General features: G+C 59.1%; 15 protein-coding genes and 1 tRNA gene. 8 read left to right on the forward strand and 8 right to left on the reverse strand.

Annotated elements, in window-relative coordinates:
* Positions 1 to 396 precede the first annotated feature (396 nt).
* The 3 genes from Q363_RS21165 (at position 397) to Q363_RS21175 (ending at position 5,194) form a co-directional block, all read left to right on the forward strand.
* A complete protein-coding gene (locus Q363_RS21165; RefSeq protein WP_157467276.1) occupies positions 397 to 2,190 on the forward strand; it encodes an NHL repeat-containing protein in 1,794 nt (597 codons plus the stop codon).
* Positions 2,191 to 2,354: 164 nt separating this feature from the next.
* Positions 2,355 to 3,188: a proline dehydrogenase family protein gene (locus Q363_RS21170; RefSeq protein ID WP_084080618.1), complete on the forward strand. Its 834-nt coding sequence runs from the start codon at positions 2,355 to 2,357 to the stop codon at positions 3,186 to 3,188.
* A gap of 419 nt (positions 3,189 to 3,607) precedes the next feature.
* On the forward strand, positions 3,608 to 5,194 hold the full coding sequence (locus tag Q363_RS21175; protein ID WP_035354506.1) for a VWA domain-containing protein: 1,587 nt from the start codon (positions 3,608 to 3,610) through the stop codon (positions 5,192 to 5,194).
* 156 nt (positions 5,195 to 5,350) lie between these two features.
* Here Q363_RS21175 and Q363_RS21180 read toward each other — a convergent pair whose 3' ends face one another.
* The 4 genes from Q363_RS21180 to Q363_RS21195 form a co-directional block, all read right to left on the reverse strand.
* Entirely contained in the window at positions 5,351 to 6,628 is a 1,278-nt protein-coding gene (locus Q363_RS21180; protein ID WP_035354508.1) for a peroxiredoxin family protein, read from the reverse strand.
* 561 nt (positions 6,629 to 7,189) lie between these two features.
* Positions 7,190 to 7,831: a DUF3106 domain-containing protein gene (locus Q363_RS21185; RefSeq protein ID WP_035354510.1), complete on the reverse strand. Its 642-nt coding sequence runs from the start codon at positions 7,829 to 7,831 to the stop codon at positions 7,190 to 7,192.
* An 87-nt stretch (positions 7,832 to 7,918) separates the two neighbouring features.
* Complete coding sequence (locus Q363_RS21190; protein WP_035354512.1) at positions 7,919 to 8,422, reverse strand: anti-sigma factor; 504 nt, start codon at positions 8,420 to 8,422, stop codon at positions 7,919 to 7,921.
* A gap of 73 nt (positions 8,423 to 8,495) precedes the next feature.
* Positions 8,496 to 9,146 (reverse strand): RNA polymerase sigma factor, encoded by a 651-nt coding sequence (locus Q363_RS21195; protein WP_157467278.1) that lies wholly within the window; start codon positions 9,144 to 9,146, stop codon positions 8,496 to 8,498.
* 282 nt (positions 9,147 to 9,428) lie between these two features.
* On the opposite strand from Q363_RS21195, the gene Q363_RS21200 reads away from it, so the two are divergent.
* Positions 9,429 to 9,503, forward strand: a tRNA-Val gene (locus tag Q363_RS21200).
* A 132-nt stretch (positions 9,504 to 9,635) separates the two neighbouring features.
* Here Q363_RS21200 and Q363_RS21205 read toward each other — a convergent pair.
* From Q363_RS21205 to Q363_RS46620, 3 genes are read right to left on the reverse strand one after another with little or no spacing between them, the layout of a single operon-like run.
* A complete protein-coding gene (locus Q363_RS21205; protein ID WP_035354513.1) occupies positions 9,636 to 10,169 on the reverse strand; it encodes a site-specific integrase in 534 nt (177 codons plus the stop codon).
* 13 nt (positions 10,170 to 10,182) lie between these two features.
* Positions 10,183 to 10,734 (reverse strand): hypothetical protein, encoded by a 552-nt coding sequence (locus Q363_RS21210; protein WP_035354514.1) that lies wholly within the window; start codon positions 10,732 to 10,734, stop codon positions 10,183 to 10,185.
* A gap of 46 nt (positions 10,735 to 10,780) precedes the next feature.
* Positions 10,781 to 11,113: a helix-turn-helix transcriptional regulator gene (locus tag Q363_RS46620; RefSeq protein WP_425387740.1), complete on the reverse strand. Its 333-nt coding sequence runs from the start codon at positions 11,111 to 11,113 to the stop codon at positions 10,781 to 10,783.
* Between the two features lie 496 nt (positions 11,114 to 11,609).
* On the opposite strand from Q363_RS46620, the gene Q363_RS36475 reads away from it, so the two are divergent.
* The 3 genes from Q363_RS36475 to Q363_RS21225 all read left to right on the forward strand — a co-directional run bounded on the left by Q363_RS36475 (position 11,610) and on the right by Q363_RS21225 (position 12,769).
* Complete coding sequence (locus tag Q363_RS36475) at positions 11,610 to 12,200, forward strand: Rad52/Rad22 family DNA repair protein (protein ID WP_157467280.1); 591 nt, start codon at positions 11,610 to 11,612, stop codon at positions 12,198 to 12,200.
* On the forward strand, positions 12,200 to 12,457 hold the full coding sequence (locus Q363_RS21220; RefSeq protein WP_035354515.1) for a hypothetical protein: 258 nt from the start codon (positions 12,200 to 12,202) through the stop codon (positions 12,455 to 12,457). The genes Q363_RS36475 and Q363_RS21220 overlap by 1 nt, the downstream gene beginning before the upstream one ends.
* Positions 12,458 to 12,526: 69 nt before the next feature.
* Complete coding sequence (locus Q363_RS21225; RefSeq protein WP_035354516.1) at positions 12,527 to 12,769, forward strand: hypothetical protein; 243 nt, start codon at positions 12,527 to 12,529, stop codon at positions 12,767 to 12,769.
* A gap of 533 nt (positions 12,770 to 13,302) precedes the next feature.
* Here Q363_RS21225 and Q363_RS21230 read toward each other — a convergent pair.
* A complete protein-coding gene (locus Q363_RS21230; RefSeq protein WP_035354518.1) occupies positions 13,303 to 14,022 on the reverse strand; it encodes an SOS response-associated peptidase in 720 nt (239 codons plus the stop codon).
* A 410-nt stretch (positions 14,023 to 14,432) separates the two neighbouring features.
* On the opposite strand from Q363_RS21230, the gene Q363_RS21235 reads away from it, so the two are divergent.
* Positions 14,433 to 15,209, forward strand: a complete 777-nt coding sequence (locus Q363_RS21235) for a hypothetical protein (protein WP_157467282.1) — start codon at positions 14,433 to 14,435, stop codon at positions 15,207 to 15,209.
* Positions 15,210 to 15,797: the final 588 nt, after the last annotated feature.

The following is a 15,797-nucleotide window of genomic DNA, read 5'->3' on the forward strand; positions in this document are numbered from 1 at the left end:
CAAAAAGGATTGATCGTAAAGGGAGAGCTCATCTGCTCTCCCCTTTGCTTTGCTCGATGACAGCAGTGCCGGGGGTCTTTTAGTCTACACGATTTCAAATTTCGTATACTCTTGCTATTCCCGAAACGGGTTCGCGCAGGGCGTTATACCGTCGCGTGACCCGAATGTTGTACTCGCTCTATCGCATTGTAGGTAGAGCCTCCTCCGGCGTATATCGCTACCTTGGAACTGACCTATTTGCACGATTTGGCTGGATTTCTTCCGGCAGGTGCCTTGAACCATGAGCCAAGTTAGAGGAGCGATATGCGTTTTCTGGCGTCCCTTCGCGGGATGAGTTTGTCTGCAGCAGTGGCCGCGAGCGTGGCGATGGCAGGTTGTGGTTCAGGGATGGTTTCTGTGCCCTCTTCGGCAAACACAGGCACGCCGTCGTCGCCGACCACCGGTGGAACGGGAACTCCGTCCAGTGGCGGCACAACGACTCCCTCGACAGGAGGCTCGGGCACGCCTGCGGGCGTCTCGGGCACAGTGGTTGGCGGCCAGACTCCCTTGAGCGGCGCCAGCGTTCAACTCTACGCGGTGGGAACCTCGGGCTATGGCTCGGGCGCGACCTCGCTGCTCAACGGCGCGGTGACGACCGATAGCAGCGGAAAGTTCAACATCGCCGGGGCGTATACCTGCCCAGCGGCCAGCACGCAGGTCTACGCGGTGGCGACCGGCGGCGACGCAGGCCCCGGAGCGAACTCGAGCGTCGTGCTGATGTCGGCGCTGGGCAACTGCGGCAACGTCGCGTCGACACAGTTTGTGGTGAACGAGGCGACGACGGTGGCGAGCGTGTATGCGCTGGCGCAGTTCATGACGCCGGGCGGCACGGCAGTGGGGGCGAGCAGCACGAATCAGACGGGCCTCGTGAATGCCTTCCGCACCGTGACGAACCTCTACGACGCCGAGACCGGCCAGACGCGGACGACGACGCCTGCGGGCAACGGAACTGTTCCTGCGAGCACGATCAACTCCCTGGCGAACGTACTCGCGGCATGCGTGGATACTGCCGGAGGATCGCCTGCCTGCTCGAAGCTCTTTCAGGCGACGACGGTCGGCGGGACGACCCCGAGCACTACGCTGGCGGCCATCCTGAATGTGGCGCTGAATCCTGGGATGAACCTGAGCTCGCTCGCGCTGGGCGGGCCGTATTCGCCATCGCTTGCCGGGGCGCCGAACGACTGGACGCTGAGCTTGGAGTACACGGGCGGCGGTCTGAACTACGGGCAGCTCATCGCTGCTGACGCATCGGGAAACATCTGGATTCCGAACGCAGTCGATCCGGGAACGCTGAGCGAGTTCAGCACCGTGGGCGAGCCGCTCTCGGGTTCGTCGGGCTTCTCGGGCGGCGGATTGAGCTATCCGCAGGCCGTTGCCGTCGATCTACTCGGCAATGTGTGGGCGGCCAACGAAGGCAACAACACGGTGAGCAAGCATACGTCGAGCGGAACTCCGCTCTCCGGCTCGGGCTTTGCGGCCACCGGGATGAAGCTGCCCTACGCTCTGGCCATCGATGGCAACGGCAATGTGTTTACCGCGAACGACAATAATTCGGTGACCAAGCTGAACGCGTCGGGGACCGCGGTGTCGCAGTTCCAGCAGGGCGGCCTGAATCAGCCGTATGCGATTGCGGTGGACACCTCGCAGAACGTTTGGGTCGCTAATTACACCAGCCTCTCGAAGTTCTCGAATACAGGAACGGCAGCATCTTCTTCCGGATTTACCGGCGGCGGCCTTGCGAATGCGGTCGGTGTTGCCATCGACGCCAATGGAAATGCGTGGGTCGCGAACTTCGACAACGCCGTGGTGAGCAAGCTGGACTCGACGGGAACGCCGCTGTCGGGGGCGGGCTATCCAGTTCCGGCGGACGTGGCCTCGATCGCGGTCGATGGCAGCAACACCATCTGGACCGCGAACGCGGACGGCTCGATCAGCCACCTGTCGAACACCGGAGCGGCGATCTCGCCGGCGTCAGGGTACATCTCGAGCGGCGCAACGGCGGAGGTCGGCATCGCCATCGACGCCTCGGGCAACGTGTGGACGAGCGACAACTACGTCAACAGCGTCTTCGAGTACATCGGCGCTGCATCGCCTGCCGTGGTTCCGTTGCAGGCTGCGGTGAAGAACAACCAGCTTGGGCAGCGGCCTTAACGCTTAGCCTGCTGGCCTCGGGGCGAGTGTCGTGGGAGAATACCTCAGTGTGCCTTCAACAGCTGCACTGAGGTATTTGCACTTTGCTTCGATCGATCTTTATCTCTCTTTCTCAGAACATAACGCTGAGGAGCTTTGCGGAGCGCTCCTCGATTGGACGAACGATGTCGGGCCGGTTCGTGGCCGGCATGACGGTTGATGACGCGCTGGGCGCCTCTGAACGCGTGAACCGCGATGCCATCGCGGTGACGCTGGATGCCCTGGGCGAGAGCGTGACGACGGAGGCCGAGGCGCGTGCCTCGGCCGCGGTCTATCACCAGATGCTCGATGCCATCGCGGCGCGGAGACTCAACGCGAATGTGAGCCTGAAGCTCTCGCAGATGGGCATGGACTTCGATCCTGCGCTGGCCGAGACGATCGTCGGTGAGCTGGTGGAGCACGCCACGCGCGTGGACAGCTTCGTGCGCATCGACATGGAAGGCAGCCCGTACACCGAGGCGACCATCGCCATGGCGGAGCGGCTGCACGCGAAGTACAACGGCCGCGTTGGAACGGTGCTGCAGGCTTACCTGTTTCGCACGGCGGTCGATGCGGAGCGGCTGCTGGGGCAGGGAATCCGCATACGGCTCTGCAAGGGTGCGTACAAGGAGCCCGCGGAGATCGCGTTTCCGTTGAAGGCGGATGTGGACGAGAACTATGTGAATCTGGCCGAGCGCATGATGACCTCGGGCGTCTTCTGCGGGATCGCGACACATGATGAGGCGATCGTCGAGCGACTGGTGGCGTTTGTTCGCGAGCATAGCGTTCCGAAGAGCGCCTTCGAGTTCCAGATGCTGTACGGCATTCGGCGGGACCTGCAGCGGCGGCTGGCGAAGCAGGGCTTCGGAGTTCGCGTCTACGTTCCGTTCGGGCCGGAGTGGTATCCGTACTTCATGCGGCGGCTGGCGGAGCGGCCGGCGAATGTGCTGTTCCTGATGAAGAACTTCCTGAAGAGCTAGCTAGGGTCCCCCCGTGCCATTTGTGTGCAAAGTATTCATTGCAGATACTTTAGGCTGGTACTTCGGTTTGCGGTCAATTGCAAAGTATCTGGAATGAATAACCTGGCTTGAAGCCATCAGTCAAAGTATTCATTTTACTAGGTTTGAGAGCGGACCAATGCAAAGAGCCCCGATCTTTCGGGGCTCTTTCTCTTCTTGTATCTATATCTATTGTAGCGAGGCGGGTGGGTGAATTGCGCAGATTTCCATTCAAGATTTTTCGATGTAAGTTGCTGATGTGTTTTAGGTTCTAGGGGTAGGGGCGTTTCATGGGCCTTGACATCGATTTTTCTCAGGATTGAGACGGTTTTGAAACATCCTGCCGGGTCGGCTGCGTTGTGTGGGTATAGCTTCCTGATAAAGGTTTTGAGGAGTTGGTGATGATCGGGTTCGGTCGCGGCGCCGGCGTGTGGTGTGTTCTGGCTGGTACGGTCTTTGCGGGGGTGCGTACAGGGTCGGCGCAGGAGACGCAGACGCTGCATGTTACGGCTCGGCTGGTGGTGCTGGACGTGACGGTGACGGATGCGAGGGGAAACTTTGTGCCCGGGCTGGACCGGTCGCAGTTCGCGGTGACGGAGGATGGAGCGCCGCAGACGATACGGTCGTTTGAGGGGCCGCAGGCACATGCGATGCCGGAGGAGGCGGTGGGCAAGATGGTGGTGAGGAGTTCGAAGGATCTGGAGTCCATCGGGAACGCTCCGCTGACGATCATCGTGCTGGATGAGAGGAACACGCCGTTCCATGACGTGGCGTATGCGCGGCAGATGGTGGAGAGGTATCTGAAGGCGCAGCCAGAGGTCCTGGGGTCTCCGACGATGTTTGTGGCGACGAGCGCACAGCACAGGTTCACGGTGATTCATGACTACACGCAGAGCAGGGCGGCGCTTCTGACTGCATTGAGCAAGCACGGAAACGAGGGCGATATTACTTCGCTGAGCACGATTGCGCAGGCGCGGAAGGATCCGGCACCGGTGGGACTGAATCAAGTGGTGGCTCCGCTGGTGCAGATTGCCGATAGCGTGAGGGACCCGCCGGAGCGGAAGAACATTATCTGGATTGGGTATGGGTATCCGTCGGTTCCGACGGAGCATTTGAACAAGCAGCAGTCGGAGGCGGTGCAGACGATGCTGCATGACGTGACGGACCGATTGCTGCGGGCGCGGGTTACGCTGAACATCATCGATCCGGAGGGGACGGTGGCGCACGATATCTCGACGACCGATGTGGTGTACCAGGACGTTGCGGCGCGCATGGTGGATGCGGCGGCGTTGGGGAGCAGCGCATCGTACGGGCAGGAGTTCGGGCCGTACAGCGGGGCGTTCAACTTTGAGAAGTTTGCGACGGCCTCGGGTGGTCATCTGATCAAAGGGCGCAATGACATCGATGCGCTGGTGGAGCGGACGACGCAGGATGGAGCGAAGTACTACACGCTGACATATACGCCGACGAGTACGAGCGAGGCGACGCAGGGCTTTCGGAAGATTCGCGTCGTGATGAAGAACCCTGCGCTGACGGCGCGGACGAGGGAGGGGTACTTCGGCGGATCGGTGGCGGTGGATAAGGTGACGGTGGGGGAGAAGAAGCAGGCGAACCCGCTGGAATTCGATCTGGTGTCGGCGGCGCAGAATGAGCTGGAGTATACGGCGCTGCATGTGATCGCAGGGCCGGCGGCGAAAGGAGTTGCGGTGCGGGTTCGGACGATGGACCTGACGTGGGATGCTCCTGTGACGGAGGCGAGGAAGGCTGAGGTGACGGCGTTCGTGGTGTATTACGACAAGAGCGGCAAGAACCTGGGACGGCATGCGAAGGAGATGACGATCTCGTTGCGTGCGGAGGACAAGGTGAATATGAGCTCGATGGTTGCGGCGGATGTGGAGTTTGGGGTACCGGCGGGGACTTCGAGGGTGCGGGTGGTGGTGCGGGATGGGACTACGGGGAAGTTGGGGACGGCGGATTTGAAGTTGTAGGGGTGCGGATGAGTTCTTGGCTCGATAGTCGAACCGCAGATCCTTCGACTGCGCGGCTTCGCCGCTTCGCTCAGGATGACAAGCTTCAGTGGGCTTAAAGAGTGCAGAACGATGCGATTCGTTCTGCACTCTTGATTTGGGGCTGTATGCGCTCCGCTAGTTTGAGGCTTTTTGAGTGGAGGGTTGTTCGGCGAGGAGCTTTTCGACGAGGTCGGTGACCTCGTGCTCGAGCTGTTGGTGGGCTTCGGGGTTGGCGGGGCCGGCGAATCCGGCGTGGATCTCGCGGACGCGTCCGTCGCGGCCGAGGAAGAAGGAGGTGGGCCAGCAGTTGAGGTGGTCGGCCTGGGTGATCTTCTCGTTGAGCTCGTCGGGGGTGCCGGCGACGAGGACCGTGTAGGTGAGGCCGTAACGCTCGATGAAGGCGCGAAGACGGGTGGGGTCTTTCAGCTGGTCTTCTTCCTCGAAGCTGAGAGCGACGATCTCAAGGCCTTTGCCATGGAATTTCTTGTAGAGCGATTCGAGGAAGGGGGCCTCGTCGTGGCAGTTGGGGCACCAGGAGCCGCCAATGGCGACGATGACGACCTTATTGCGGAACTGCGGGTCGGTGTTGGAGACGAGCTTGCCGGAGAGGTCGGGGAAGCTGAAACTGAAGGGCGCTGCGGGGTCCTTGATGGTGGTCTGCTGCGTGGAGTCGGTGGGGGCGGCGAGGTTCTGCTTGCGCGCGTCGGCGGGGTGGCGGGCGACGAGGTCACGAGCCTGCGCCTTTTGAGCTTCGGAGGCGAGGAGGTTGGAGACGAGGAGAGTACCGTCGGACTGCGGCGTGATGGAGTAGAGCGCCGGGCCGGCGGCCGTGAAGTGGCTGACAGTGTAATGGTGGCCATCCCATGAGCCGTAGAGCGAGCCGGTGTCGCCGTCGATGCGCTGGATGACGGCGTGGATGAGGCCTGACTGTTTTGTGGGAGCGATGCGGAGCTGCCAGGCGGACTCGCCCTTGGAGGAGGAGACGGCGATCTCCCAGTCACCGTGGATGTCGGGACCGACGGTTGTGGCGGTGGCGTCTGTGGTGACGCGGTGGAGCACGACAGGCACGCGCGGGGCGGCCTTGGGTGAGGTGGAGGTGAGGCCGAAGGTACCGGTGAGAGTGTCGTCGGCAAGCGTGGCCTCGAGGGTGCGGGCGTAATAGTTGAAGGCTACGGTGAGCTTGTTATCTGTGAAGGTGACGGAGGATGCGGCGGCCTGTTCGGGGCCGTTGAGGAGCGCGGCCTTGAGGGCGGTGGACGGGCCGGAGATCTGCAGGCGGATGGGAACCTTCTGGCCGCGCACGGCGGCGGAGCCCTCCCATGTGCCGGTGACGCTGGGGGTGGAGGCGAAGGCGAAGGCGGAGCCGACGAGCAGAAGGAGTGCGGCGAATGGCTTCCTGGCAAGAGCGTTCATGGGAGGAGCTCGATTCTTTCAGAGTTGTGATGCGGATGGGATTGTGCAGGAGAGGCGCTTGGGGGATTAAAGCGCGCAACACGCCTCTGCGCAGGCCAGCGAGGAGCGGCGGCAACAACAGAGGATGTGAGGCGTGTGCATGCTCCGAGCGTAGGGGAGTGAGGGTGGCTCGTCAAGGGGGCGTTGTTCGGAGGAGGGAGCGGCTCGACGGCCGAGATACAGGGGGCTTCGCTCAGGCTGACAACGTCTGCTTTGGACCGGCTGGTGTGGGGCTTATTCGAAAGTTGTATAGGGGCTTTACGGAGTGGTATGGATGCCCTTTGCAGTGCGGGGTCAGAATACAAACACTATGGAGGAAGGGGACCGTTCAGGGAATACCCCGAGCCAGCACCTAGATCACGGTTTCGAGGCCGCACTCCTGATCGGCTGAACCGTGAGGCTCCGGGAGTTCTTCGACGCTGGGCCCAAAGCAAGCGGTGCCCTCCCACCATAGCCCTGCGAACCTCCCCCCGCCACTTATATAGCCGCCTTCGGGCGGCTATCTCTTCTTTAGGGCGAAGTTTATTTGCCGAACTCCTGGGGATCGCTGGGCTTCTGGACAGGGATGTAGGGCTCGACGGCGAGGAGGTTGTTGAGCGTGCTGCGCTCCTCGTCGGAGAACTGGGTGCGGAAGCGGTCGGAGTTCATCATAGCCTGACGCTGAGGCTCGGGCATATCGCGGAGATCGCGGAAGGCGCGGCCGACGAGACGGCGGCGATCCTTTGGCAGGCTTCCAAACTGCTGCATGGCGCTGCGGAATTGCTGGCGCTGTGGGGGGCTAAGATGAGCGATGGCCTCATTGCGCTCGAGGAGGCGGCGACGCTGCTCCGGGGGCATGCTGTTGAGCTGGGTGAGGCGGTCGCGCATCCGCTGCTGGGTCTCCGGCGGCAGGTCGCGGAAGCCGGGCTCGCTCTCAAGCGCCTTCTGCTGCTGGTCGAGCGGGAGATTGCTGTGGCGGTCCATCCACTGGGAGAGATGCTCGTGGTTTTGGCCGGTGTGAGGTGCGGTCGCAGCGGGGGGATGCGCCCCGGCCGGGCCTCCTCGGACGCCGCCATTTCTCTGCCCGCTGGCAGGCGCTGCCAAGGCAAAGCCGAAGACGCACGCGAGGACGAACGCCGCGAGCGCTGGAGTGACGGCACGGCGGATTTTGAGCGACAGTGGCATGACGTCTTGGATTTGCAGGGAGGGACCGATTTCGTCCTGCTAGAAAGCTTACTTCGTCCGGGTCCTTTCGGCGAGAGATTTGTGCGGCTAACTGGCCGGGATAGCCGGTGCTTCGTCGTTCGGGTTTTCCTCCTGCAGGAGCAGCTCCACGGTCTGGAGTGCCTGGTCGTTCTTGTCGAGCACCTGGAGATCGGTGACTGCGGGCGAGGCTTCGGGGTTGCCGGAGAGAATCCCGGAGAGATTGGCGAAAGCTCCGCCGCCGATCAGCAGAACCAGAGCCAGGGCTCCGGCGAGCGCCGGGCGGAACTGGCGACCGGTGTTGAAGAGCAGCCGTGAGCGCAGGCGCTCAAGCAAGCCGGCCGGAGCCTTGGCCTGCTCTTCACGGAGCAGGACGGCGAGCCTCTGGTCGAAGTACGGCGAGGGCTCCGGAGCCTTCCAGGTATCGAGCAGGGTCATCGTGGCCTGAAGCGACTCGAATTCGCCGCGGCAATCGGCGCAGGAGATCATGTGCTCGCGCGCGGCGGCATTCGACGGAGCAGCCGGATCGAGCAGAAGATCCGGAAGAGCGGATTGGCAGTCATGGCAGATCATGGTGAACCTTTCCAAATCCTTTTTCGTCAGATGCGCCGCATAAAACGATCGGCGCTATTAAGGTCCCGAAGGACTAAATGAACGTTTTAAGCTTTTCGCGCAACGTCTGGTAGGCACGAAAGAGCAGCGATTTTGTAGCGGACTCGCTCAGTTTCAGCACATCGCCGATCTGGCGGTAGTCCATTCCTTCGTACTTGTGCATCAGCACGGCCATGCGCTGCCGCTCGGGCAGGGCGAGGACGTGCTGACGGATTGCTTCCAGCCTCTCGCGGCGGAGCATGCTGGCTTCTGCGCCCGGAGTGCTGTCGGCCACGTCGGGCGTCGTTCCAGTCTCGCCGTCGACCTCATCGAGATAGACTGTGGAGGCGGTGCGCTCGTGGCGCGTGTCGCGGGCGTAGTTGACGCCGAGGTTAGTCGCGATGCGATAGAGCCAGGTGCTGAATCGCGCCTCGGCGCGATAGGTATCGCGGGAGCGGTAGACGCGGAGGAAGACCTCCTGACCGAGTTCCTCGGCGATGGCCTGGTTGTGAACCATGCGGTACATGAAGTGAATAATCGGCTTACGGTACTTCTGGATGAGGTAGTCGAAGCCCGCCATGTTGCCGGCACGAAGCTCGAGCATGATGGCGGCATCGTCCATGTGGGCGAATTCGCCGGCCGGCCGGTGATGCTCGGCCGTCTGGAGGCTCTCAAGAAGCGTGGGGCTGACCGCGAGCGTAGCCATGCTTTTGCTAACCCCATCTTCGTCTCCGGGTTGCGTTTCCGGGCCAAATTCCGGGGGATTCTGATGAGCCTGCGAAGGAGGAATCAGGGGGTGACCGGAATGGGGAGACGGGGCCATGCTTCCGATTTGATTGTAACTGCGTGGGCGGGATCGGTAACCACCATTGTCTAAGGGGCTTACCGGGAGTCAATCGTGGATTTTGGCGTGAGGTCGTGGGGGTGATATTCTTGAAAAGTAAACTCCTCTGCGGCGGAACCGGCTGGTTTCGGCTGCGACTTTTGAGGGCGCATAACTCAGCGGTAGAGTGCCACCTTCACACGGTGGAAGTCGTAGGTTCGAATCCTGCTGTGCCCACCATATTTTCAAAGACTTACAGATGCCTCATCCGAAAAGTTTGTGGCATTTTGTGGCAAATTCGAAAACGACGTTTTTTCCTCCCCTCCTTTCATGAGCATTTCGTACACCGAGCGGACCATCGCCTGCACGCTCTCAGGCAGCGCCTGCATATACTCGTGGGCCGTCGTGTCGGGGCCTCGAATGCCGCAGGTGCGCCTGGATGTCCTTCACCGATCCCATGCTCTGCGCCTGGGTCGCCATCGTTCGGCGCAAGATCTGGAAATTCAGCCGCTCGATCCCCAAATCCTTCGCCAAGGGCCCAAGCACCCGGTAGCGGTAGTTATTGGCGTGCAGAAAGCCACCGTCCGCGTTCGGGAAGATGAACGCATCCGGCATGGCCTTCTTACGTGAGACTTCTTTGCACTCCATCTTCCAATTCCACAGTTCGTTCGCCAGCCCGTCGGGCAGGTGGACCTTGGTCAAACTTCCAGGGGTTTTGCCATAAGGCCGGAGTTTCCCCCGGTAGACGGTTTCGGTGATCGATAACGTGTTGCAGTCATCGAAAGAACGCCACCGCAGAGCGAAGAGCTCGCTCGGACGCAGCGCCTCCGTCATGTCGAGGGCAAGCAGAAGGCGGTCTCTTCTGGGCGACTTTGCCAGAATCAACCACAACTGGTCCCATCCCAAAACCTGCTTGTCCTTAGGCCGAAGATTCTTGGGAATTCTCAGCTTCCGGGTTGGGTCCTTGAGAAGGAACTCCTGCTCGATGGCCTCGTCGAATATATATAGACTTCAGATACGATCGAGCCTGCTTTACGCGATCCTGGCAATAGCGATCCGCCAAGTCTGTCAAATGCGTTTGCAGCGCGAACTTATCGAACGAATCCAGCGGGTACTCGCCGAACTTGTCGATCAGGTCGACTTCGATCTGGGACATCTTTGTAATAGCCGTCTCCGGTCGCCAATCCCCCTTACGTACAGGGAAGTAGCGGTTGCGAACAAACCACCCGAAGGTCACAGAGCTGTCTTTCAGCACTTTGCGCTCCGGGATTTGACCACTGCGTTTTGTAATTTCCGCCCGTAGCGCACCTCGCGCTCCGAGCTTGTTCATCTGCGATTTGAGACCGAGTCTGACAGGTACTTTCCTGACTCGCTCCTCGTTGGTTTCTGAATCGAGCACCGTCTCGCGGAAATACCCGTACCAGTATTTTCCGCGCAACGAAACCCAACCTGCCTGATGCGACTTGCCCATTCGTTCCTCAGTTTCTGTGGCGGAAGAACCGTGGGCCGCTCTTATTCTACCGGCGTCCCGTCCGTAGAGCAGAGAGGCGTTCCCTTTCGCTGATGAACGCTTCGATCCCGCTCGATCGGTACCGAAGCGTGCCATCGCCCATTCGGATCACCGGGAGATGTGGGACCTTGCGTGAAGAGTGGTCCCAAACCCAGTCCCTGCTAACATTGAGCCGTCGAGCAACATCCTCGACTGTGAGAAGCGGATCCCTGTGCGTTTCGCGCCCTGTCGAATCGACCGGTGCCCGCGCTTCCCTTGGGTTCGGATGACTGAAGTCCTCAGAGTGAGCTGTTGGGACCTCGAGCAGGTGAAGAGCTGAAATCTGTCTTTGCTGTGGCATGTATCCTCCCAGAGCTTTGCTCTCCCGAAAAGGGGATGAGCCAGAGCCCTATCTTTTCTCCAATGGTTCGATCAAACCTGTACTTGTGGTCCAGCAATTGCGCTTAGCAATTCGCCCGAAGCCATCGTGGCGGCTGAACCTACGGTGTGTGCCAGGGTCCAGACAGCCTGCCCGTGCAAATCGCGAGTGCTATGTGTAAAACAGGTTCGAAACTCGGTCAAATGACCCAAGTCTTTGAGGCGGGAGATGCGTTCAGCGCTGAGGCGAAGCTAGTGCTATCTGCAGGTAAGGGTGAAAATGATGCTATTGATGCACCCCAAGTTTTCGGAATCGGAAAGCTTGGTGGTACAACAATCGCGAGATATCTCCCTTAGCAGGAGTACGGCGAACTCGGTATCACGGACGACGACCTGCCACCCTTCTGAGTGATCTGCCAAATCACTCAACCCCTCTCTGCTTGCTAGCAGTTGGCGTTCCTGATCATGGCGCGCGGCGAGTGAAAGGTGTCGACGCTCGCCATTTCAGGCAAACAAGCATTGTCCTCCTTAGAAATCCTCAAAAAGCAGGTGAAATCATGGAAAGAAATACGCAAGAGATTGCGGACGTGTTGCTGCGTCTAGAAGAGCCATTCGACAAGGATGAGGTCAGATGGCTTGTGGCAGCTACATCCCGAGACGGCCGCAAAGGTCGTGTCACGCCGTATGCCAACCCGCGCGCGTACACGGACAGGCTGAACGAAGTACTCACCGCGAGTGGATGGACCCGGCAGTACGCGGTCCACACCATTTCGCCTGTAACCAGGATCAAGAAAGACAAGATGATCCAGACGGGCAAGGTGCTGGTGACGTGCACTGTGAGCATCGCCGGTATCGGAAGCCACAGTGGTAGCGGAGAGGAGTGGGCGGATGACGAAAACGCAATGACAAGTGCAGAGGCGCAAGCCTTCAGCCGAATGCAACCGGGAAGCCGGACCAGCAGCCAGGATCCTCCTCGCCTGTTGCAAAGGGTCCTCTTGATGCCAGCGTCACCACGAAAATCGAGGGGCATCGACCGGAACTTGGCCAGGCTCTGTATCAGAGCATTCTGATGATGGTTGCGCAGGTACGTTCCGCTCGCGATATTCCCAACCAACAACTACAACAAAGCGTACTGAACTGGGTGGAGAGCGCCACTCGGGGAATGGCTCAAGTACGGAAGATTGCAGCTGAGATCCCTGAGACAAAGTTCTACTCGATTCTCGACCACCACGGCGTCCAGTCTCTTGCCAGGGTGCCCAACTTCGGTGTCCTCAAGAAGCTAGTAGACGAGATGACGCAGGCCGCTCCGAGCAAGTCGGCAGCCTGACTATTAGTGCCAAACAGGACCGAAGGGATGCGAAACATCGCATCCCTTTTTTCTGTTCTGAGGTTAACCATGAAATTCATCCAGTGCTCGATGTGCAGGCGGACAGCGGCCTGGGTGATCGACAAAGAAGCGTTTTGTGAGGGCCACAAAGAAGTGATCATCGAGACCTTCGGAGTCGATCACTTTCCGATCCATCGACTCACGAACGAAGATGACGCGTTCGCTATCGGTGGCCGCTTCCCTAAACCAAACCCCAAAAGAAAAGTGGCGACAACGCCTCTTGGAGGCAATGCTCGATGCCGAAAGTCATAGAAATCCGTACGGAGCCTGCGATCTGCAGTATTCCGCTGCACCAGGCCGTTTATTGCGAAAACTGCAACACGATCTCGAACTCTCGGCCCTATCGCTGTGGTGTTTGTGGCAGTGAAGCAGTTCTGCGGGTAGAACCGATCCTCAACCGCGACCCCGAACCCCCGGGCCAAACTTCATTCCCTATCCAGTTCTCTCTACTCCGCGTGGTCGGAGCTTAGCCGACTAGCGCTCAACTGACAACCTACGTCAACCTTCGAGGGTGCACCTATGGCTCTTTATGCCCGCTCACGTCCCGGTACCACGCGGTCCTTTTGGCGCGCGTATCACAACGCTCAACTCAAAGTAGCCTCGTCCTGCATGAGGTCAGCTGCTTCCGGAGTCGTGCGCGAAGCCAGCATTCAGGAATTGATTGCTGATTTCGAGAAAAGGAAGATCCCGGCTTCTGCTCATTTTGTGAGCGTGGCTAGCCGCTAACGGTGGCCGTCCAAAAGTCTGCGGTGAGATCAGGATCCTGCTCCTCCTGATCTCAACCTCTATAAAGGAGCGTCATCGAACAGGCTCGGTTCTTTGGGCGGCGTCGATTGCTCTTCGAGGAGTTCGGGAGAATCATTGCGAACATTTCCTATTCGTTTGTCGACTTCCCACGCTGTCATCTGGTCGGCCTCATATGGTCGAAGCAGATCCATAGGTAATTGCGAGGAGTCAACGTCAAGCCAGCGGCTGTAGTCGCGGTCTGGAAGAATCACCGGCATCCGGTTGTGTAGTGGTTCGACGACCGCGTTCGGATCGGTGGTAATGACGGAAAAAGTGAGCAGTTCTGCACCTGCTGCCTTATCGTGCCAACGTTCCCATAAACCCGCGAAGCCATATGGCTCGCCAGATTTCAATGCTATAGCAAAGGGCTTCTTGGTCTTGGCATCGATCTTTTGCCATTCCAGGAAGGCGTCGGCCGGAACCAGACATCGCCGTCTCTTGAATGCTTCGCGGAATGAGGGAGCGGTTGCGACCGTCTCGGCCTTGGCGTTGATGGTCGACAAGCCGATTTGCGGGTCTTTCGCCCAGTATGGAATAAGGCCCCAGCGCATCATCACGATCTCGCGCTCGCGAGTATCGCGATTGAGGAGGACAACGGGCTGAAAGGTTTGCGGTGCTACGTTCCAAGAAGGGCCGAAGTCAGGAGCGGACGGCCCATAGACATGGAAGTGCTCCGCGATGCGTTGCTTATCGGAGCGTCTGACGTAGCGGCCACACATGAGGACAGTTTAGCGAATCGGGGAGTCGAGCCCAAACGTCTCACCCCGGTCTCGCCAAACTGACGTTGGCCGTCCTTTGAACCATAATGTGGCCGATTGAAGCATATTCTGGCCACTGTAACTCTCTAGCTATCAGTCACGCGTCTGCATTTCTGCGCTTAGAGTTGAAGCATAATATGGCCACAACCACGAAAAAGAAGCATAACTTGGCCACAACTACATCCGAACCAATCGATCTGTACTGGCGAATCTTGCTTCACTAGCGATGAAGAAGCCTCTTTCCGGTTTGGCAACTGTCCGGATAGCCGACTACACGTCCATGTGGCTCGCGTTCCATTGTCGATGAGCGACTTGGCGATTTGGCATCAACCCAGATGGATCAGTGACGGGAAGCGCTTCTGAGAATTAATGTGGCTACAAGCGAATTCGATGGGAACTTTAACTTTACTCAGGCGTATCTTTCAGGGGTGAACGAGGATTATGAAATGCACTCAAGGAAACGACAAGTCCTGTCGAGCGGTAGCGCCATGGTTGTTGCGGCAATGATCTTGATGCTCGGTGTTTCGACATTCGCTCACGGAAGTGACGGAGCAAGGGTTAAAGCAGTGCGCCACGTTAAAGGCAGAACAATTTCTTCACAGGAGTCGCCAAAGGCGGAGCTGAGCGTCCAGAAAGGGCTTCGATTCATCGGCACTCAACAAATAAATCTTTATGGAAATGCGGAGGCAGAACAGTACGTCTTTGCGCGTTCGGGTCCCGACAATGTTGTAGAACGCTTCTACTTGGTACAGTTTGAGCATGTCCTCCCGACCAGCAAGCACACCTACAATTACGATTCGATGCGTACAACGCAAATAGGTGATCTGCAGTTCTCGTATGACGTGAAAAGCTGGTTCGATCTTGCGGCCAAGCTAGCGGAAGATCAGGCTTCGGATGGCGCAGCAACGGAGCGTCTGCTCGCAAAGCGGCACCTTTCACTTCCGCATAAGACTGCTCTGGTCCGTATGTTCCATTTACCGTCAACCGATCACCGAACCGAGTTGATGATTGTCTATGGCGAAGCTTTGCCGGAGGGTGGCGCTGTCCCTGTTGGCAAAGATGGGGGCCCTATGGATATGGAATCGCCCGGTTCGACACAGATGTTTCTTGAACACGCGCGCCAAGGACTTGTCGTTCAAGCGCGGTGATCGCTCGGCCTCGCCTCCCGTGTCTTCAGCACGCTATGCTGAATGGTTGGGCTGAGAGAGCGAGCGAAGATCGGTCCAGCCTGCGGTCATTCAGACGCTGTAACAGATTGGTCACGAGAAGTCGGGTTATGTTTACTGACCGGCGGGCGACTTCAACTGTTGACTTCAGGGTAATGCACGCATTATGAGAGGGCGTCCTGCTTAAGAAGGCAGTCTTGGTCGGCGACCCATGCTTGCGGGGGCTTTGCCCCCACACCCCCAGGATTTGGCGCTTTGGTGCCTCTCCCGATAGGGGAGTTTCATCGGTCAGTTAGCGACAGGGGGATGCGTAGCATCCCCCTGTATCGGTCGAGGCCACTGAGTCGGCGCTCGGGTTGCTTCCCAGCATGGGCCCTATCCTCCGCCCAGTTCAGGCTCATTTTACTGCGGCGGGAAACAAGCTGGTTTTTTTTATGGAGAGAGTTCTGAGGAATATGACATTTTACCTTGAGGGAAAGTGGTCCCAGTGAAGAATCACCTTCCCCCCAAGGAGGTACCCAGCATGCTGAGTAGCAATGTCAAGTATATCGGCCTGGACGTTCACAAGGA

This window comes from Edaphobacter aggregans DSM 19364 (assembly GCF_000745965.1).
Lineage (GTDB): Bacteria > Acidobacteriota > Terriglobia > Terriglobales > Acidobacteriaceae > Edaphobacter > Edaphobacter aggregans.